26 protein-coding genes are annotated in these 15152 nt (G+C 62.6%); all 26 read right to left on the bottom strand.

Annotated features, from left to right (window positions below):
- Nucleotides 1-13 precede the first annotated feature (13 nt).
- The 26 genes from secY to rpsL all read right to left on the bottom strand — a co-directional run bounded on the left by secY (nt 14) and on the right by rpsL (nt 15023).
- On the bottom strand, nt 14-1324 hold the full coding sequence (gene secY, locus P8R42_11200) for a preprotein translocase subunit SecY (GenBank protein ID MDG2305198.1): 1311 nt from the start codon (nt 1322-1324) through the stop codon (nt 14-16).
- Complete coding sequence (gene rplO / locus P8R42_11195; GenBank protein MDG2305197.1) at nt 1321-1794, bottom strand: 50S ribosomal protein L15; 474 nt, start codon at nt 1792-1794, stop codon at nt 1321-1323. The genes secY and rplO overlap by 4 nt, the downstream gene beginning before the upstream one ends.
- Nucleotide 1795: 1 nt before the next feature.
- On the bottom strand, nt 1796-1999 hold the full coding sequence (gene rpmD / locus P8R42_11190; protein ID MDG2305196.1) for a 50S ribosomal protein L30: 204 nt from the start codon (nt 1997-1999) through the stop codon (nt 1796-1798).
- A 75-nt stretch (nt 2000-2074) separates the two neighbouring features.
- The gene (gene rpsE / locus P8R42_11185) at nt 2075-2593 is read right to left on the bottom strand and encodes a 30S ribosomal protein S5 (GenBank protein ID MDG2305195.1); all 519 of its coding nucleotides are present in this window, start codon (nt 2591-2593) and stop codon (nt 2075-2077) included.
- 38 nt (nt 2594-2631) lie between these two features.
- Nucleotides 2632-3000 (bottom strand): 50S ribosomal protein L18, encoded by a 369-nt coding sequence (gene rplR, locus P8R42_11180; protein MDG2305194.1) that lies wholly within the window; start codon nt 2998-3000, stop codon nt 2632-2634.
- Nucleotides 3001-3023: 23 nt separating this feature from the next.
- Complete coding sequence (gene rplF, locus P8R42_11175) at nt 3024-3566, bottom strand: 50S ribosomal protein L6 (GenBank protein ID MDG2305193.1); 543 nt, start codon at nt 3564-3566, stop codon at nt 3024-3026.
- Between the two features lie 38 nt (nt 3567-3604).
- The gene (rpsH, locus tag P8R42_11170) at nt 3605-4000 is read right to left on the bottom strand and encodes a 30S ribosomal protein S8 (GenBank protein MDG2305192.1); all 396 of its coding nucleotides are present in this window, start codon (nt 3998-4000) and stop codon (nt 3605-3607) included.
- Nucleotides 4000-4185, bottom strand: coding sequence for a type Z 30S ribosomal protein S14 (locus P8R42_11165; protein MDG2305191.1), 186 nt, complete (start codon nt 4183-4185; stop codon nt 4000-4002). Before P8R42_11165 ends, rpsH begins: the two co-directional genes overlap by 1 nt.
- Before the next feature lie 13 nt (nt 4186-4198).
- Entirely contained in the window at nt 4199-4741 is a 543-nt protein-coding gene (gene rplE, locus P8R42_11160) for a 50S ribosomal protein L5 (GenBank protein ID MDG2305190.1), read from the bottom strand.
- A gap of 12 nt (nt 4742-4753) precedes the next feature.
- A complete protein-coding gene (gene rplX / locus P8R42_11155; protein MDG2305189.1) occupies nt 4754-5125 on the bottom strand; it encodes a 50S ribosomal protein L24 in 372 nt (123 codons plus the stop codon).
- 13 nt (nt 5126-5138) lie between these two features.
- Nucleotides 5139-5507 (bottom strand): 50S ribosomal protein L14, encoded by a 369-nt coding sequence (gene rplN / locus P8R42_11150; protein ID MDG2305188.1) that lies wholly within the window; start codon nt 5505-5507, stop codon nt 5139-5141.
- Between the two features lie 7 nt (nt 5508-5514).
- Nucleotides 5515-5769: a 30S ribosomal protein S17 gene (rpsQ, locus tag P8R42_11145; GenBank protein MDG2305187.1), complete on the bottom strand. Its 255-nt coding sequence runs from the start codon at nt 5767-5769 to the stop codon at nt 5515-5517.
- A gap of 3 nt (nt 5770-5772) precedes the next feature.
- The gene (gene rpmC, locus P8R42_11140) at nt 5773-5967 is read right to left on the bottom strand and encodes a 50S ribosomal protein L29 (GenBank protein ID MDG2305186.1); all 195 of its coding nucleotides are present in this window, start codon (nt 5965-5967) and stop codon (nt 5773-5775) included.
- Entirely contained in the window at nt 5954-6376 is a 423-nt protein-coding gene (rplP, locus tag P8R42_11135) for a 50S ribosomal protein L16 (protein ID MDG2305185.1), read from the bottom strand. The genes rpmC and rplP overlap by 14 nt, the downstream gene beginning before the upstream one ends.
- Nucleotides 6377-6405: 29 nt before the next feature.
- Nucleotides 6406-7065, bottom strand: a complete 660-nt coding sequence (gene rpsC / locus P8R42_11130) for a 30S ribosomal protein S3 (GenBank protein MDG2305184.1) — start codon at nt 7063-7065, stop codon at nt 6406-6408.
- A gap of 1 nt (nt 7066) precedes the next feature.
- Nucleotides 7067-7414: a 50S ribosomal protein L22 gene (rplV, locus tag P8R42_11125; GenBank protein MDG2305183.1), complete on the bottom strand. Its 348-nt coding sequence runs from the start codon at nt 7412-7414 to the stop codon at nt 7067-7069.
- Between the two features lie 9 nt (nt 7415-7423).
- Entirely contained in the window at nt 7424-7720 is a 297-nt protein-coding gene (gene rpsS / locus P8R42_11120) for a 30S ribosomal protein S19 (protein MDG2305182.1), read from the bottom strand.
- Nucleotides 7721-7730: 10 nt separating this feature from the next.
- On the bottom strand, nt 7731-8561 hold the full coding sequence (rplB, locus tag P8R42_11115) for a 50S ribosomal protein L2 (protein MDG2305181.1): 831 nt from the start codon (nt 8559-8561) through the stop codon (nt 7731-7733).
- The gene (locus tag P8R42_11110; protein ID MDG2305180.1) at nt 8561-8851 is read right to left on the bottom strand and encodes a 50S ribosomal protein L23; all 291 of its coding nucleotides are present in this window, start codon (nt 8849-8851) and stop codon (nt 8561-8563) included. The genes rplB and P8R42_11110 overlap by 1 nt, the downstream gene beginning before the upstream one ends.
- Nucleotides 8848-9486 (bottom strand): 50S ribosomal protein L4, encoded by a 639-nt coding sequence (rplD, locus tag P8R42_11105; GenBank protein MDG2305179.1) that lies wholly within the window; start codon nt 9484-9486, stop codon nt 8848-8850. The genes P8R42_11110 and rplD overlap by 4 nt, the downstream gene beginning before the upstream one ends.
- Nucleotides 9483-10106, bottom strand: coding sequence for a 50S ribosomal protein L3 (gene rplC, locus P8R42_11100; GenBank protein ID MDG2305178.1), 624 nt, complete (start codon nt 10104-10106; stop codon nt 9483-9485). Before rplC ends, rplD begins: the two co-directional genes overlap by 4 nt.
- Before the next feature lie 156 nt (nt 10107-10262).
- A complete protein-coding gene (gene rpsJ / locus P8R42_11095) occupies nt 10263-10571 on the bottom strand; it encodes a 30S ribosomal protein S10 (protein ID MDG2305177.1) in 309 nt (102 codons plus the stop codon).
- A gap of 32 nt (nt 10572-10603) precedes the next feature.
- Nucleotides 10604-11794: an elongation factor Tu gene (gene tuf / locus P8R42_11090; GenBank protein ID MDG2305176.1), complete on the bottom strand. Its 1191-nt coding sequence runs from the start codon at nt 11792-11794 to the stop codon at nt 10604-10606.
- A 93-nt stretch (nt 11795-11887) separates the two neighbouring features.
- Nucleotides 11888-13966, bottom strand: coding sequence for an elongation factor G (gene fusA / locus P8R42_11085; GenBank protein ID MDG2305175.1), 2079 nt, complete (start codon nt 13964-13966; stop codon nt 11888-11890).
- Nucleotides 13967-13995: 29 nt separating this feature from the next.
- The gene (gene rpsG, locus P8R42_11080) at nt 13996-14466 is read right to left on the bottom strand and encodes a 30S ribosomal protein S7 (GenBank protein ID MDG2305174.1); all 471 of its coding nucleotides are present in this window, start codon (nt 14464-14466) and stop codon (nt 13996-13998) included.
- 185 nt (nt 14467-14651) lie between these two features.
- Nucleotides 14652-15023, bottom strand: a complete 372-nt coding sequence (gene rpsL, locus P8R42_11075) for a 30S ribosomal protein S12 (protein MDG2305173.1) — start codon at nt 15021-15023, stop codon at nt 14652-14654.
- Nucleotides 15024-15152 lie beyond the last annotated feature (129 nt).

Below are 15152 nucleotides of genomic sequence, written 5' to 3'. Positions count from 1 at the left end.
GATTCGCGAATCGCTATCCGCGCCGGCCGCGTACGCGTCCGCGTTTCATGAAACCTTCGTAATTGCGCGTGAGAAGGTGGGTCTCCATCTGGGCAACTGTGTCCAGCGCGACACCCACCACGATCAGTAGCGCCGTTCCTCCGAAGAAGAAGGGCACGTTGAACTGTTGAATCAGGACCGTGGGCAATACGCAGATCGCAGAGACGTAGATCGCCCCGCCCAGGGTAATCCTGGTCAGGATGCGGTCGATGAACTCCGCGGTGCGCTTCCCGGGCCTAATCCCCGGGATGTACCCACCAAACTTCTTCATGTTGTCCGCGACCTCCACCGGGTCGAAGGTCACGGCCGTGTAGAAGTAACAGAAGAAAATGATAAGCACCACGTATACAACATTGTAGAGAAGGTTCCCCGGCGACAGCAGCTCCGCAGCCCGATCCGCGACGGGATGCTGGAGGAAGCTGGCGATGGTGCCCGGGAAAATCAGGATCGACGAGGCGAAAATCGGCGGAATGACGCCGGCCGTGTTGATCTTGAGAGGCAAATGGGAGCTCTGACCGCCGTACATCTTTCGGCCGACCACCCGTTTGGCGTACTGGACCGGAATCCGCCGGTGCCCGCGTTCGACGAAGATGATGCAGCCGACGACCACGACCATCACGAGCCCAATGAAGAGAACCGTGAAGAGCGAGAGTTCGCCCTCGTTCATGAACTGGAACGTCGTAGTGACCGCGGACGGAATCGCCGAGACAATGCCGGCGAAGATGACTAGCGAGATACCGTTTCCGATGCCGCGCTCGGTCACCTGCTCACCCAACCACATGATGAAGGCGGTGCCGGCCGTGAGGGTCAGCATCGACATCAGACGGAAGGACCACCCCGGCTCGAAGACAACGCTGCCGCCGCCAGGAGCCTGAATCTGCTCTAAGCCGATGCTGATGAACAGGCTCTGGATGAGCGCCAGTACGACCGTGCCGTACCGCGTGTACTGCGTGATCTTCCGCCGGCCCGCCTCGCCCTCTTTCTTGAGGTTCTCGAGGGTCGGGATGACGACCGTCAGCAGCTGTAGAATGATGGAAGCGCTGATGTAGGGCATGATGCCCAGCGCGAAGATCGAGAAGCGCTCGAGAGCGCCACCCGAGAACAGGTTCACGAGTCCGAAGACGTCGTTCGCGGCCTCCGCGAAGAACGCCTGCATGGCTTTGCCATCGATACCGGGAGTCGGGATCGCAACCCCGACGCGGTACACGGCAATCATGCCTGCGCAGAAGAGGAGCCGCTTCTTCAGCTCCTCGACGCGCAGAGTATTGGAGAACCCGGTGGTCACCCAGCTACCTCGCCGGTTGCGGGCTTGGCCACGACGACCTCGACCGTGCCGCCCGCGGCCTCGATGGCCGCGCGGGCCGTCTTGCTGAAGGCGTGCGCTTTTACGGTGAGCTTCTTGTCGAGCTTCCCCTGACCGAGAATCTTGATCTGCATGCCGCCCTTGCGGGCGAGGCGTGCGCCGATCAGGGCGGCCGGGTCGATGACCGAGTCGGCATCGAACTTCTGCAACTCGGCGAGGTTCACGACCTGCAGCTCCTTGCGGAAGGGGTTGTGGAAGCCCCGCTTCGGCAGGCGCCGCCGCAGAGGCATCTGGCCACCTTCGTAGCCGGGCGTGCGTCCCGAGCCCGAGCGCGAGTTGCGGCCCTTGTGGCCACGACCGGCGGTCTTGCCGTTTCCAGAGCCGGGTCCGCGTCCGACGCGCTTGCGCGAGCGGCGGGAACCGGGAGCGGGAGTCAGATTCGAAAGGTCCATGTCAGACCTCCTCCACGGCGATCAGATGGGCAACCGTGCGGATCCTTCCGCGCGCTTGCGGGGTGTCTTTCACGAGGGCCTGCGAACCACGCCCGCGGAGCCCAAGGCATTTCAGACTCGAGCGTTGCCGGTGCGTTCCGCCGATGGCGCTCCCCCGAAGGGTAACGCGATACTCTTTGTCGCTCGAGCCTTCAGCTGCGCTCATTCGACGCACGAGATCCTCAGTGACCTCGTTCTTCTTGCGTGCCTTGGGAGATGCCATTGTTCCGTTTCGCTCGCGTCAGATGACGCTCAGGTCAGCCACTTCTTTGCCGCGCGACTTCGCAACGGACTCGGCCGAGCGAAGCTCGGTAAGGGCTGTGATAGTGGCCCGCACCATGTTGTGCGGGTTGTTGGATCCGAGACACTTCGTGAGAACGTCCTGGACGCCCGCGGCTTCCACGACGGCGCGAACTCCGCCGCCGGCGATGACGCCGGTACCCGGCGCGGCCGGGCGCATCATGACCCGCCCCGCTCCAAAGCGGCCCACGATCTCGAAGGGGATGGTTCCCTCGCTGAGGGGCACCTTCACCAGAGACTTCTTCGCCTTGTCGATGCCCTTGCGGATGGCCTCGGGAACTTCCTTGGCCTTGCCGAGCCCGAAGCCCACGTGTCCCGCCCCGTCACCGACGACGACGAGAGCTCCAAACCGGAAGCGACGGCCGCCCTTGACGACCTTCGCGACGCGGTTGATGTGAACGACCTTCTCTTTGAGCTCGAGGGGGCCGGGGTCAATTCGATCTGCGGTAGAACCGTACACGTGCTTGCTCCTTGAGCTCTAAGCCGGCAAAGCCGGACTCAGAACTTCAGACCCGCTTCCCTCGCCGCATCGGCGAGGCACTGGACCCGTCCGTGGTAGAGGAAGCCGTTGCGGTCGAACACGACCGACGAAATGCCGGCGTCACCCGCTCGCTTGGCGATCAGCTCACCGACTTTGGCGGCTGCGTCTTTGTTTCCGGTCTTGCCCGAGAGATGATCGCGAAGTTCACCCGACACCGTCGAGGCGGACGCGATCGTCTTCCCGGATTCGTCCGAGATGAGCTGTGCGTAGATATGACGCGCGCTCCGAAATACGGACAGACGCGGCTTCGCGTCCGTCCCCTGCAGGCGCTTGCGAACACGCTTGCGACGGAGATTGCGCCTGGGCAGTCGGCTATTGGTCAACATCGTACCGAAGCTCTCTTTCGCGCCTAAGCGGCGCCTGCGGCCTTGCCGGACTTCCGGCGAATCGTCTCTTCGGCGTACTTGATGCCCTTACCCTTGTACGGTTCGGGCGGACGAAGCTTCCGAATCTGGGCGGCGGCCTGTCCGAGCACCTGCCGATCAGGACCCTCGAGGGTCACCGTGGTCTGCTTGTCGATCTTAGCCGTCACACCGTCGGGCAGCTGATAAAGGATCGGGTGCGAGTAGCCGAGGTTGAAGTGGATGATGTCGCCCTTCAGGTCCGCGCGATAGCCGACACCGCTGATCTCGAGGGTCCGGGAGAACCCGGCACTCACGCCGACGACGGCGTTCTCGAGCAGCTTGCGCGTGAGACCGTGCAGCGAGCGCTCCTTGCGATCCTCGCCGACACGCGAAACGACGAGCTGGCCGTCGCTCTGCTCCACGGCGACCTTTTCCGGCACCGGCACCGACGAAGTGCCCTTCGGGCCCTTCACCGCAACCGCAGCAGCCGAAACTTCGACCGTTACCCCATCGGGGATCGTGACCGGCAGTCGTCCTACGCGAGACATCCGTGGATTCCTCTATTCCTGTTCAATTCGCTCCGCGCCTACCAAATGGCGCAGAGCACCTCGCCGCCCACATTCTGCTTGCGGGCTTCGCGGTCGGGCATCACGCCCTTATTGGTGGAAAGAATGCTGATTCCCATGCCGCGACGGACCCGAGGGGCCTCCTCGGCGCCGACGTAGACACGAAGGCTGGGACGGCTGACGCGCTGGATGTCGGTGATGGCGGCCTGCCGGCGCGCGTCGTAGCGAAGCGCGATCCGGAGAACCTTCTCCACACCCTCGCCGACCACGACGGACTCCTTCAGGTAGCCCTCGTCGACCATCACGTTCGCCATGGCCTCCTTGGTGCGAGACCAAGGGACATCGACACGGTCTTTGTGCGCACGGCACCCGTTGCGGATTCGCGTGAGCAGATCTGCGATCGGATCGGTCAGCATTACCAACTCGCCTTCGTCACGCCCGGGATGAGTCCCCGGCGGGCCAGATCACGGAGACAGATCCGGCAGAGTTTGAACTTACGGTAGAACGCACGGGGCCGTCCGCAGCTGAGGCATCGGTTGTACCGACGGACCTCAAACTTCGGGGGCCGAGCGGCCTTGATCCTTAGACTCGTCTTCGCCATTGCGGGTCGACCTCTAGCTTCGGAACGGCATTCCGAGAGAGCGCAGGAGCGCCTTACCCTCGTTATCCGTACGTGCAGTCGTCACGATCGAAATTGTCATCCCCTTGATCTTGTCGATCTTGTCGATGTCGATCTCGGGAAAAATGATTTGCTCGGTGATTCCGAGCGAGTAGTTTCCTCGGCCGTCGAAGCAGCGATCACTCACGCCCTTGAAGTCACGGACTCGAGGGAGCGCCACCGAAAGAAGCCGGTCAAGGAACTCGTACATGCGAGTGCCTCGCAACGTGACCATGGCACCGATGGGCATCTCTTCGCGAAGCTTGAAGTTCGCGATTGCCTTGCGGGACTTGGTTACGACCGGCCGCTGGCCAGTGATTGTTGCGATCTCGCTCACGGCAGAGTCGAGGATCTTCGCATTCTGGATCGCCTCTCCCAGGCCCATGTTGATCACGACCTTCTGCAGCCGAGGCACCTGGAAGACGTTCTTCAGCTCCAACTCTTTCTGGAGCTGTGGTGTGAGCGTTTCGTCGAACTTCTGTTTCAGTCGCGGAGCCATGTGTAGCGATTCCTAGCCGTCGACCAACTCGTCGCAGCGGTGGCACTGACGCGTGCGCTTGCCGTCTTCGAGCGTCCGCATGTTGATCCGGGTCGGCTTGTTGCAGCGGCCACACACCAGGCGAAGGTTCGAGAGGTTGAGTGAAGCTTCCTTCTCGACGATTCCGCCCGGGCTCTGGGCGCCCTGCCCTTTGCGGTGCCGCTTGACCATGTTCAATCTTTCGACGGTGGCGCGATTCTTCTCGCCAACCATCTTCAAGATCTTGCCGGTCTTGCCCCGGTCCTTCCCCGTAGTAACGAGGACGGTATCTCCCTTGCGAAGCCGCGTCCGGATTCGGACCGGGCGCTCTCCACTTCCTGCTTTGTTGCTCGTAGCCACGCTCATTCCCGTCCTTGCCTCAGATGACTTCCGGGGCCAGAGAAACGATCTTCATGAATCGCTTCGCGCGGAGCTCTCGGGCCACTGGGCCGAAGATACGCGTTCCCACCGGCTCACCGTGCGCATCGACCAGCACGGCAGAGTTCGTATCGAAGCGAATGTATGAGCCGTCCGAGCGACCGATTTCCTTCGCGGTACGCACGACGACCGCCTTCACGATCTCGCCCTTCTTCACCTTGGCGTTCGGCTGCGCTTCCTTCACGGAACCGACGATGATGTCGCCGATGGAGGCATAGCGCCGCTTGCTTCCGCCGAGCACCTTGATGCAGAGAACCTTGCGGGCCCCTGAATTGTCGGCGACGTCCAGTACGCTTTCGGTCTGAATCACTGTCGGATTACTCCGCGGCCTTGCGGGTCACTTCGACGACCGCCCAGCGCTTGTCTTTCGAAAGAGGACGGGTCTCGATGATCCGAACCTCGTCGCCCACATTGCACGAGTTCTTCTCGTCGTGCGCTTTGAAGCGGGTCCGCGTCTTCACGTATTTCTTGTACTTCGGGTGCTTCACGAGACGCTCGACCTGCACGACGACGGTCTTGTCCATCTTGTCGGAGGTCACAGTCCCGTTGCGATATTTGTTGAGTCCGGACATGGATCAGGCTCCCGCCGAGCGCTGCTGCTTGATCGTAAGCACCCGCGCGAGGTCTCGACGCACCAGGCGCGCCGTCATCTTGTTCTCGATCTGCCCGGTCGCACCGCGAAGACGAAGGCGGAAGATCTCCTCGCGGAGGTCCTTCTCCTTTGCCTCGAGCTCTTCTGGGCTGAGGTTACGTATCTCAGTCGGCTGCATGCTGTCCTCGCTCACAGAGTCTCGTGGGGATGGCCAGCTTCATCGCGGCCAACCGAAATGCCTCGGCTGCGATGCTGCGCTCGACGCCCTCCATCTCGAAGAGGATGCGGCCCGGCTTCACGACGGCGACCCACAACTCGGGCGCTCCCTTACCCTTACCCATGCGGGTTTCAGCAGGCTTCTTCGTGAGGGGCTTGTCCGGGAAGACCCGGATCCACACTCGACCGCCACGCTTGATATGGCGGGTCATCGCGATACGAGCGGCCTCGATCTGGCGGGCGGTCACCCAACCACGATCCAGGGCCTTCAGGCCGTAGTCGCCATAAGCGAGCGCGGAGCCACGGTACGCGGTTCCGCGCCGCCGGCCCTTTTGCTGCTTCCGATGTTTTACTCGCTTAGGGGAAAGCATGATTCACTCGAACTCGAATTCAGACCAGCTCAGGCGCCGATGGCCTGGCGCTGCTCTTCTTCGCGCGACAGCACGTCGCCGCGCATGACCCAGGCTTTGATTCCGATGACGCCGTACGTCGTCTTCGCCTCGGCGAAGCCGTAGCTGATGTCAGCGCGGAGTGTGTGAAGGGGAACGCGACCTTCGCGGTACCACTCGCGACGGGCGATCTCCGCACCGCCGAGACGTCCCGAGCTCTGCACCCGAACGCCCTGAGCGCCCATGCGCATCGCGCGAGCGACGGCCTCTTTCATCGCCCGCCGGAAGGCGACGCGACGCTCGAGCTGCAGCGCGACGTTCTCGGCCACCAACTGTGCGTCGATGTCCGGACGGCGGACCTCGATGATGTTGATGTACGCCTCCCGCTTCATGAGCTTCGTCAGCTCGGACTTGAGCTTATCGATCTCGGCGCCCTTCTTGCCGATGACGATGCCGGGGCGCGCGGTGTGAATGTTCACCTTGGCCTTGCCGGCCGCGCGCTCGATCTCCACCTTGGCAACGCCCGCGTGGTAGAGCCGCTTCTTCAGGAAGCGACGAACGCGGATGTCTTCGTGGAGGAGTTCTGCGTAGTCGCGGGTAGCGAACCAACGCGAGTCCCAGTTCTCGATGACTCCGACGCGGAAGCCTTTTGGATGTGTCTTGTGTCCCATTTTAGCTCTCGGAGGTCGTTTTCTCGTCGACGATCACCGTGATGTGACTCGAACGCTTGAGAATTCGTGTTGCGCGTCCGTGGGCCCGGGGGCGAATCCGCCGCTGGGTCGGGCCTTCGTCGACGAAGGCACGCTTCACGTAGAGGTCGTCGACGTCGACGTTCTGCTGGTCCTCGGCGTTGGCAACGGCCGAGCGGAGAGTCTTGGCGATGATGCCGGCCGCCTTCTTCGGCGTAAAATCGAGCACATTCAGTGCTTCGCCGACCGGGCGGCCGCGGATCAGGTCGGCGACGAGCCGCGCCTTTTGGGCGGAGATCCGTACGAACCGAGTCTTGGCAGTGGATTCCATGATTGCTTCCTAGCGGCGGACCGCGGAGCCCTTCGAATCGCTCTTGCGATCCCCACCGTGCCCATGGAACGTCCGCGTCGGCGCAAACTCGCCGAGCTTATGGCCGACCATGTTCTCGGTGACGAACATCGGGATGAACTTCCTCCCGTTGTGCACGGCAATCGTGTGTCCGAGCATCTCGGGGATGACCGTCGAACGGCGCGACCAGGTACGGATCACGCGCTTCTCGGTCTCGTTGTTCATCGCGTCCACCTTCTTCATCAGGTGATCGTCGACGAACGGTCCTTTTTTTACGGAACGTGGCATCGGCTAGTCCCTACTTTTTCTTCCTGCGCTGCACGATGAACTTACCCGAGACCTTGTTGCGGCGAGTCTTGTAACCCTTGGTCGGCGTGCCCCACGGAGACTGCGGGTGATTGCCGCCCTTGGAGCGACCCTCGCCGCCACCGTGCGGGTGATCGACCGGGTTCATGGCCGTGCCACGGACTGTCGGGCGAACACCCATCCAGCGCTTGCGACCGGCCTTGCCGAGCTTGACGTTCTCGTGCTCGATGTTTGCGATCTGCCCTACCGTGGCGCGGCATCCCATGAGGACCTTGCGCTGCTCGCCCGAGGGGAGCTTCACCTGCGCGTAGTCGCCTTCCTTGGCCATCAGCTGAGCGGCGGTTCCGGCACTGCGAACCATCTGCCCGCCCTTGCCGATCTTGAGCTCGATGTTGTGGATCATCGTTCCCAAAGGAATGTCGCGAATGTGAAGCGAGTTCCCCGGCTTGATGTCGGCGCCCTTCCCGGCAACGACCATGTCGCCCGGATTCAGACCGACGGGGGCCAGGATGTAGGCCTTCTCGCCGTCCACGTAGTGGAGCAGCGCGAGCCGCGCGGAGCGGTTCGGATCGTAATCGATCGAAGCGACCTTCGCCGGAACGATCTCTTTGTCACGACGGAAGTCGACGATGCGCAGACGGCGCTTGTGACCACCGCCGCGATGGCGGGTCGTGATGCGCCCGTTGTTGTTGCGTCCACCGCTCTTGGTGAGGGTGTCGAGCAACTGACGGGGTGGCTTATCCTTGGAAAGCCCCTTCAGGTCATAGCCGGTCATGAAACGCCGGCCAGGCGAAGTGGGCTTGTAGACGCCTTCCTTACGCATCAGGCTCCCTCGAAGAAGTCGATCCGCTGGCCTTCGGCGAGCGTGACATATGCTTTTTTCCACGACGGACGCTGGCCGAGGATGCGACCTACGCGACGGCGCTTGCCCAACAAACGGACAGTGTGGACGCGAACCACCTTCACCTTGAAGAAGTCCTCGACGGCCTGCTTGATCTCGATCTTGTTCGCCTCGGGCGCGACCTTGAAGAGCACCTGGTTGCCGGTCTCGCCGACGAGGGTGCCCTTCTCCGTGACGAGGGGCGACAGGATGACTTTGGAATAGTGCTTCATCGCTCCAGCCGTTCCTTCAGGGCCTCGACAGCCGACTTCGTCAGGAGGAGGTGCTTGTAGCGGAGGACGTCGTAGACGTTCACTCCCTCGGTTCGCAGAACCTTCACCTTATGCAGGTTCCGCGCGCCGCGCTCCAAGAACTCGTTGGCTTCGCCGTTCACGATCAAGACGTTGCTTTCGATGCCCAGCGCCTCGAGCATGCCGAGGACGCGCTTGGTCTTGCCTTCGTCGAGCTCGATCGAGTCGACGACCGTGAGGTTGCCGCCGCGAAGCCGATCCGCGAGCACCGACTTGAGCGCAACCCGACGCGCCTTGACCGGCATCGAGTAGCTGTAGTCGCGCGGGAGCGGACCGAACGTAACGGCGCCACCTTCCCAGATCGGCGAGCGGGAGCTACCGGCACGGGCGTTGCCCGTGCCCTTCTGCCGCCAGGGCTTCGCTCCGCCACCCGACACGAAGTGACGCGTCTTGGTGGAGTGCGTGCCGGCGCGGCGACTAGCCTGCTGCATCTTGACGACTTCGTGGATGAGGTGCTCGCGCACTTTCTCGGAAAACAACTCCGGAAGGGTCACGTCCCCCTGCTCCGAACCATCGATGCCGCGCACCTTCGCTTGGAGATCGACCGCGTCCATCATGACACCGCCTCGTGCACGGGCCGGATCTCTACGATCCCGCCTCGGGAACCGGCGACCGCCCCGCTGATGAGCAGCACGTTGTCGTCGGGCCGAACCTGCACGACCGAGAGGTTCCGCGTGCCGATCCGATCGGTGCCCATGTGGCCAGGCATCTTGCGACCCTTGAACACACGGCCCGGCCACGACCGGTTACCGATCGAGCCGCCATGACGGAAGTACTCGTGAGTACCGTGTCCGGCAGGGAAGCCCGCGAAGTCGTAGCGCTTCATGACACCGGCAAAGCCTCGGCCCTTGCTCGTCCCGGTGACATCAACTGCATCACCGACCGAGAAGACCTGTGCCGCAGTGACCGTCGCGCCCACTTCGAGGTCATCGCCACCCGGGAACTCCCGGAGGACGTTGAACGTTCCCTTGCCCGCCTTGGCTGCATGACCAATCGCAGCCTTGTTCTCGCGGCTGGCCTTCGAGGGGTCGAACCCCAGCTGGACGGCACTGTAGCCGTCACGCTCCGGAGTCTTGCGCTGCACGACCACACAGGGCCCAACCTCCACGACGGTGACCGCGATCGATCGGCCATCGGGGTCGAGAATCTGCGTCATGCCGAGCTTGCGGCCCAGCATCCCGATACGGGTGCTCGGACCAGTCTCGGCCTGCTCGGTCGTGCCGCCGGACTCTTCTCCAGCTTGCTCGCCGTTCTTTTCGTCGGCTACGTCAGCCATGGCTTCGCTCTGTCAGTTTCCTTGGAAAGGGTTTGGGTTGCCCCGGGGAGGGGCGACCTACTGCAGCTTGATCTCGACGTCGACACCCGCGGAAAGGTCCAACTTCCCTAGTGCGTCGATCGTCTGCTGCGTCGGATCGAGAATGTCGAGCAACCGCTTGTGCGTGCGGATCTCGAAGTGCTCCCGCGACTTCTTGTCGACGTGGGGCGAGCGGTTCACCGTGAACCGCTCGATCCTCGTCGGCAGCGGAATCGGCCCCGCCAATCGCCCACCGGTACGCCGCACCGTGTCGACAATCTCACGGACGGACTGATCCAGTAGGCGGTAGTCGTAGGCCTTGAGCCGAATGCGGATCCTATCGTTCATTGGTTTTTCGATCTATCCCGAGTTTCTCGAAGCTACTCGAGGATCTTGCCGACCACGCCAGCGCCGACGGTGCGGCCACCTTCGCGAATTGCGAAGCGCAGGCCCTCGTCCATGGCGATGGGGGTGATCAATTTGATCGTGCCCATGACATTGTCGCCCGGCATCACCCTCTCGGTGCCCTCCGGGAGCGTCATGACGCCGGTCACGTCCGTTGTGCGGAAGTAGAACTGCGGTCGGTAGCCATTGAAGAACGGCGTGTGACGACCGCCCTCTTCCTTGGTGAGTGCGTAGACGTTCGCCTCGTAGTGCGTGTGAGGCGTGATCGAACCGGGCTTGGCCAGAACCTGACCGCGCTCGATGTCCTCGCGCTTCACACCGCGAAGCAGCGCGCCGACGTTGTCACCCGCCTGGCCCTGATCGAGCTCCTTGCGGAACATCTCGACGCCGGTGACGGTGGTTTTTTCGGTCGGCTTGATGCCGACGACCTCGATCTCGTCGCCGACCTTCACGATGCCGCGCTCGACGCGACCCGTGGCGACCGTGCCACGACCCGAGATCGAGAACACGTCTTCGACGGGCATGAGGAACGGCTCGTCGATGGCGCGGATCGGATCCGGGAAGTAGGAATCGACCGCATCCATCAGCTCGGTGATCGCCGAAGTGCCGAGAGGGCCCGGGTCGGCCTCGAGGGCCTTCAGGGCGCTACCGCGGATGACGGGGACGTCGTCGCCGGGGAACTCGTACTTCGAGAGAAGCTCCCGAACTTCGAGTTCGACGAGATCGAGGAGCTCCTCGTCGTCGACCGCGTCGACCTTGTTCATGAACACCACGATGCCCGGCACACCCACCTGGCGAGCGAGCAGGATGTGCTCCCGCGTCTGAGGCATCGGGCCGTCGGTCGCGGCAACCACCAGGATCGCGCCGTCCATCTGCGCTGCGCCGGTGATCATGTTCTTGATGTAATCCGCGTGGCCGGGGCAGTCGACGTGCGCGTAGTGGCGCTTTTCCGTCTCGTACTCGACGTGCGCCGTCGCGATCGTGATGCCACGGGCCTTTTCCTCGGGCGCCTTGTCGATCGAGTCGAACGCGATGTACTCACCGAGCTTCTTATCGGCCTGCGTCTTCGTGATCGCGGCGGTCAGCGTCGTCTTCCCGTGGTCGATGTGTCCAATCGTCCCCACGTTGACGTGCGGCTTGTTCCGCTCGAACTTTGCCTTCGCCATTGCAGCACCCTCTCCGTTTCGTCTTGTTTGTAGATACCGGGACGTCCCGGCGACTTGCCCCCACCCAAGTGGTGGGACCTCGATTTGTTGGCCTTAGGCCGCTCCGGCGCGCGCCGTGATCTCCTCGGAGATCGCCTGCGGCACCGCATCATAGTGCGAAAATTGCATCGTGTAGTTGGCGCGCCCCTGCGTCATCGAACGCAACTCGGTGGCGTACCCGAACATCTCTTTCAGCGGGACATCGGCGGTAACGACCTGCGCTCCACCGCGCGGCTCCATCCCCGAAACCTTACCGCGTCGCCCGGACAGGTTTCCGATGACGTCACCCATGTACTCCTCAGGGACGACGACTTCGACACCCATGACCGGCTCGAGCAGCACGGGCGAAGCCCGCTTGCACCCTTCTTTGAACGCGATGGATCCCGCGATCTTGAATGCCATCTCGGACGAATCGACCTCGTGGTACGAGCCGTCGTAAAGCGTGACGCCGACGTCGACGACCGGGTACCCTGCCATGACACCCGTGTCGAGCGCCTCGCGAATGCCCTTCTCGACAGCCGGAATATATTCGCGCGGCACGACACCGCCCTTGATCTTGTCGACGAACTCGAAACCTTCGCCAGGCTGCCTCGGCTCGATCTTCAGGTACACATGGCCATACTGCCCGCGACCACCGGTCTGGCGGGAGAACTTGTGCTCCTGGTCGATCGGCTTGCGGATCGTCTCGCGGTACGCGACCTGCGGCTTGCCGACGTTGGCGTCGACATTGAACTCGCGCGTGAGGCGATCGACGATGATCTCCAAGTGGAGCTCGCCCATTCCGGCGATGATCGTCTGACCCGTCTCTTCGTTCGTCTTGACCCGGAACGAGGGATCCTCGTTGGCGAGCTTGCCCAGCGATGTTGCGAGCTTCTCCTGGTCGGCCTTGGTCTTCGGCTCGATCGCGATGTCGATGACCGGCTCCGGGAACTCGATGGACTCGAGAATGATCGGCTTGTCGGCATCGGCGAGCGTGTCGCCCGTGCGGGTTGCCTTGAGCCCGACCGCTGCGGCGATGTCGCCGGCGAGGACTTCCTGGATCTCCTCACGCTTGTTGGCGTGCATCTTCAGGAGGCGCCCGACACGCTCTTTGCGGCCGTTCGATGCGTTTACGACGTACGAGCCAGACGCCATTCGTCCCGAGTACACCCGGAAGAACGTGAGCGTGCCGACGAACGAGTCGGTCATGATCTTGAAGGCTAGCGCGCTGAACGGCGCCTCATCGGCCGACTCCCGGGTGATCATCTCACCCTTGGGGTCGATGCCCTCGATGGCCGGCTTGTCGAGCGGCGACGGGAGGTAGTCGATGACGGCGTCGAGGAGGGTCTGAACACCCTTGTTCTTGAAGGCAGTGCCCGCGAGCACGGGAACGATCGTGCCGCCCAGCGTCGCGGTGCGAATGGCAGCCTTGACCTCGGCCTGCGTGATCTCACCGCCCTCGAGATACTTATCCATCAGCGCTTCGTCCGCATCGGCGACGGCCTCGAGAAGCACTTCGCGACCGACGGCCGCGGCATCGGCCAGCTCGGCCGGAATTTCTTCGATGTGGAACTGCGAGCCGAGGGCCTCGTCGTCCCAAACCACCGCGTTCATCGCGACGAGGTCGACGACCCCGCGGAAGGTGTCCTCAGCGCCGATGGGAACATGAAGCGCGACCGGGGTCGAACCCAGCCGGTCCCTGATCATCGCGACGGCGCGATCGAAGTCGGCACCGATCCGGTCCATCTTGTTGATGAAACAGATGCGGGGAACGCCGTATTTGTCAGCCTGGCGCCAAACCGTCTCGGACTGCGGCTCGACGCCGGCAACAGAATCGAACAGCGCGACACAGCCGTCGAGCACTCGGAGGGAACGTTCCACCTCCATCGTGAAGTCGACGTGACCCGGCGTGTCGATGATATTGATCTTGTGGTCGTCCCACTCGCACGTCGTCGCAGCGGACGTGATGGTGATGCCGCGCTCCTGCTCCTGCGCCATCCAGTCCATCGTGGCCGCGCCGTCGTGAACCTCACCGATCTTGTAGTTGATTCCCGTGTAGAACAGGATGCGCTCGGTCGTGGTCGTCTTGCCAGCATCAATGTGGGCCATGATGCCAATGTTCCGAGTGCGTTCGAGTGGGGTTTGACGAGCCATGATTCAACCGTTGATTCTTGAGCGACCGACTACCAGCGGTAATGGGAGAAGGCGTTGTTCGCCTCGGCCATCCGGTGGGTGTCTTCTTTCTTTTTGACTGCGTTACCGCGACTCGCCGCGGCGTCCATGAACTCTCCGGCGAGGCGCTCGACCATCGACTTCTCGTGGCGGGCGCGGCTGCTCTGAACGAGCCAGCGCATGCCGAGTGCGGCCCGACGGACCTGGCGAACTTCGATGGGAACCTGGTAGGTCGCGCCACCGACGCGTCGGGAGCGAACCTCGACAGCCGGCTTTACGTTGTCGAGAGCCTTCCGGAAGATGACGACCGGGTCCTCGCCGCTGCGCTCCTGAATGAGGTCCAGCGCGCCGTAGAAGATCCGCTCCGTGAGACTCTTCTTCCCACCAAACATCATGTTGTTCATGAACTTGGTGACCAGTCGGTCGTGATATTTCGGATCCGGCAGCACATCGCGCCGACGAACCTCACCTTTACGTGGCATTGATCTCTCGTTCCCAATGAGCTCCGGCGACCCTAAAGATCGACGGGGCTACTACCGATGTCCGCTCAACCACCAGAAGTCTTGAAACTTTCGGTGGTCGGCGGGTCCGCTTCCGACCGATTGGCCGGAAGGCATCCCCAACTACCTATTGTGGATGAATGTGGTAAATCGACGCGACCCGCTTCCTACTTGGGCCGCTTGGCGCCGTACTTGGATCGACCGCTCTTCCTCTCGGTGACGCCGACGGCGTCGAGAGTCCCGCGGATGATGTGGTACCGCACGCCCGGGAGATCCTTCACACGACCCCCGCGAATGAGCACCACTGAGTGCTCCTGCAAGTTGTGGCCGATGCCAGGGATGTAGGACGTGACCTCGATGCCGTTCGTGAGGCGCACGCGTGCGACCTTCCGAAGGGCCGAGTTCGGCTTCTTCGGCGTCTGCGTGTAGACGCGGGTGCAAACACCCCGCTTCTGCGGCGAACGCTGCAGTGCGGGTGTGTTCAGCTTGCGCCGCTGCTTTTCGCGGCCACGCTTCACGAGTTGATTGATCGTAGGCATCCGAAGTTCGTATCCGTATTGGTCCCGTTTGCTCCGCTTACTCTCCGCGAAGCAACTGGGTTCGTGGTTCTAATGGCCCGGTAATCCTAGGAATCTAGGGAATTTTCCGCGATGGCTCACTGCGTCAAG

The organism is Candidatus Binatia bacterium (assembly GCA_029243485.1).
GTDB lineage: Bacteria > Desulfobacterota > Binatia > UBA12015 > UBA12015 > VGTG01.
This window is presented reverse-complemented; position numbering and strand designations above follow the sequence as displayed.

Excerpts from the sequence above, each read along its gene's own strand:
- rplO (MDG2305197.1), bottom strand. The coding sequence starts at position 1,794 with ATGGACCTTTCGAATCTGACTCCCGCTCCCGGTTCCCGCCGCTCGCGC.
- rpmD (MDG2305196.1), bottom strand. The coding sequence starts at position 1,999 with ATGAGCGCAGCTGAAGGCTCGAGCGACAAAGAGTATCGCGTTACCCTT.
- rplR (MDG2305194.1), bottom strand. The coding sequence starts at position 3,000 with ATGTTGACCAATAGCCGACTGCCCAGGCGCAATCTCCGTCGCAAGCGT.
- rplF (MDG2305193.1), bottom strand. The coding sequence starts at position 3,566 with ATGTCTCGCGTAGGACGACTGCCGGTCACGATCCCCGATGGGGTAACG.
- rpsH (MDG2305192.1), bottom strand. The coding sequence starts at position 4,000 with ATGCTGACCGATCCGATCGCAGATCTGCTCACGCGAATCCGCAACGGG.
- P8R42_11165 (MDG2305191.1), bottom strand. The coding sequence starts at position 4,185 with ATGGCGAAGACGAGTCTAAGGATCAAGGCCGCTCGGCCCCCGAAGTTT.
- rplE (MDG2305190.1), bottom strand. The coding sequence starts at position 4,741 with ATGGCTCCGCGACTGAAACAGAAGTTCGACGAAACGCTCACACCACAG.
- rplX (MDG2305189.1), bottom strand. The coding sequence starts at position 5,125 with ATGAGCGTGGCTACGAGCAACAAAGCAGGAAGTGGAGAGCGCCCGGTC.
- rpsQ (MDG2305187.1), bottom strand. The coding sequence starts at position 5,769 with ATGTCCGGACTCAACAAATATCGCAACGGGACTGTGACCTCCGACAAG.
- rpmC (MDG2305186.1), bottom strand. The coding sequence starts at position 5,967 with ATGCAGCCGACTGAGATACGTAACCTCAGCCCAGAAGAGCTCGAGGCA.
- rplP (MDG2305185.1), bottom strand. The coding sequence starts at position 6,376 with ATGCTTTCCCCTAAGCGAGTAAAACATCGGAAGCAGCAAAAGGGCCGG.
- rpsC (MDG2305184.1), bottom strand. The coding sequence starts at position 7,065 with ATGGGACACAAGACACATCCAAAAGGCTTCCGCGTCGGAGTCATCGAG.
- rplV (MDG2305183.1), bottom strand. The coding sequence starts at position 7,414 with ATGGAATCCACTGCCAAGACTCGGTTCGTACGGATCTCCGCCCAAAAG.
- rpsS (MDG2305182.1), bottom strand. The coding sequence starts at position 7,720 with ATGCCACGTTCCGTAAAAAAAGGACCGTTCGTCGACGATCACCTGATG.
- rplB (MDG2305181.1), bottom strand. The coding sequence starts at position 8,561 with ATGCGTAAGGAAGGCGTCTACAAGCCCACTTCGCCTGGCCGGCGTTTC.
- P8R42_11110 (MDG2305180.1), bottom strand. The coding sequence starts at position 8,851 with ATGAAGCACTATTCCAAAGTCATCCTGTCGCCCCTCGTCACGGAGAAG.
- rplD (MDG2305179.1), bottom strand. The coding sequence starts at position 9,486 with ATGATGGACGCGGTCGATCTCCAAGCGAAGGTGCGCGGCATCGATGGT.
- rplC (MDG2305178.1), bottom strand. The coding sequence starts at position 10,106 with ATGCTGGGCCGCAAGCTCGGCATGACGCAGATTCTCGACCCCGATGGC.
- rpsJ (MDG2305177.1), bottom strand. The coding sequence starts at position 10,571 with ATGAACGATAGGATCCGCATTCGGCTCAAGGCCTACGACTACCGCCTA.
- tuf (MDG2305176.1), bottom strand. The coding sequence starts at position 11,794 with ATGGCGAAGGCAAAGTTCGAGCGGAACAAGCCGCACGTCAACGTGGGG.
- fusA (MDG2305175.1), bottom strand. The coding sequence starts at position 13,966 with ATGGCTCGTCAAACCCCACTCGAACGCACTCGGAACATTGGCATCATG.
- rpsG (MDG2305174.1), bottom strand. The coding sequence starts at position 14,466 with ATGCCACGTAAAGGTGAGGTTCGTCGGCGCGATGTGCTGCCGGATCCG.
- rpsL (MDG2305173.1), bottom strand. The coding sequence starts at position 15,023 with ATGCCTACGATCAATCAACTCGTGAAGCGTGGCCGCGAAAAGCAGCGG.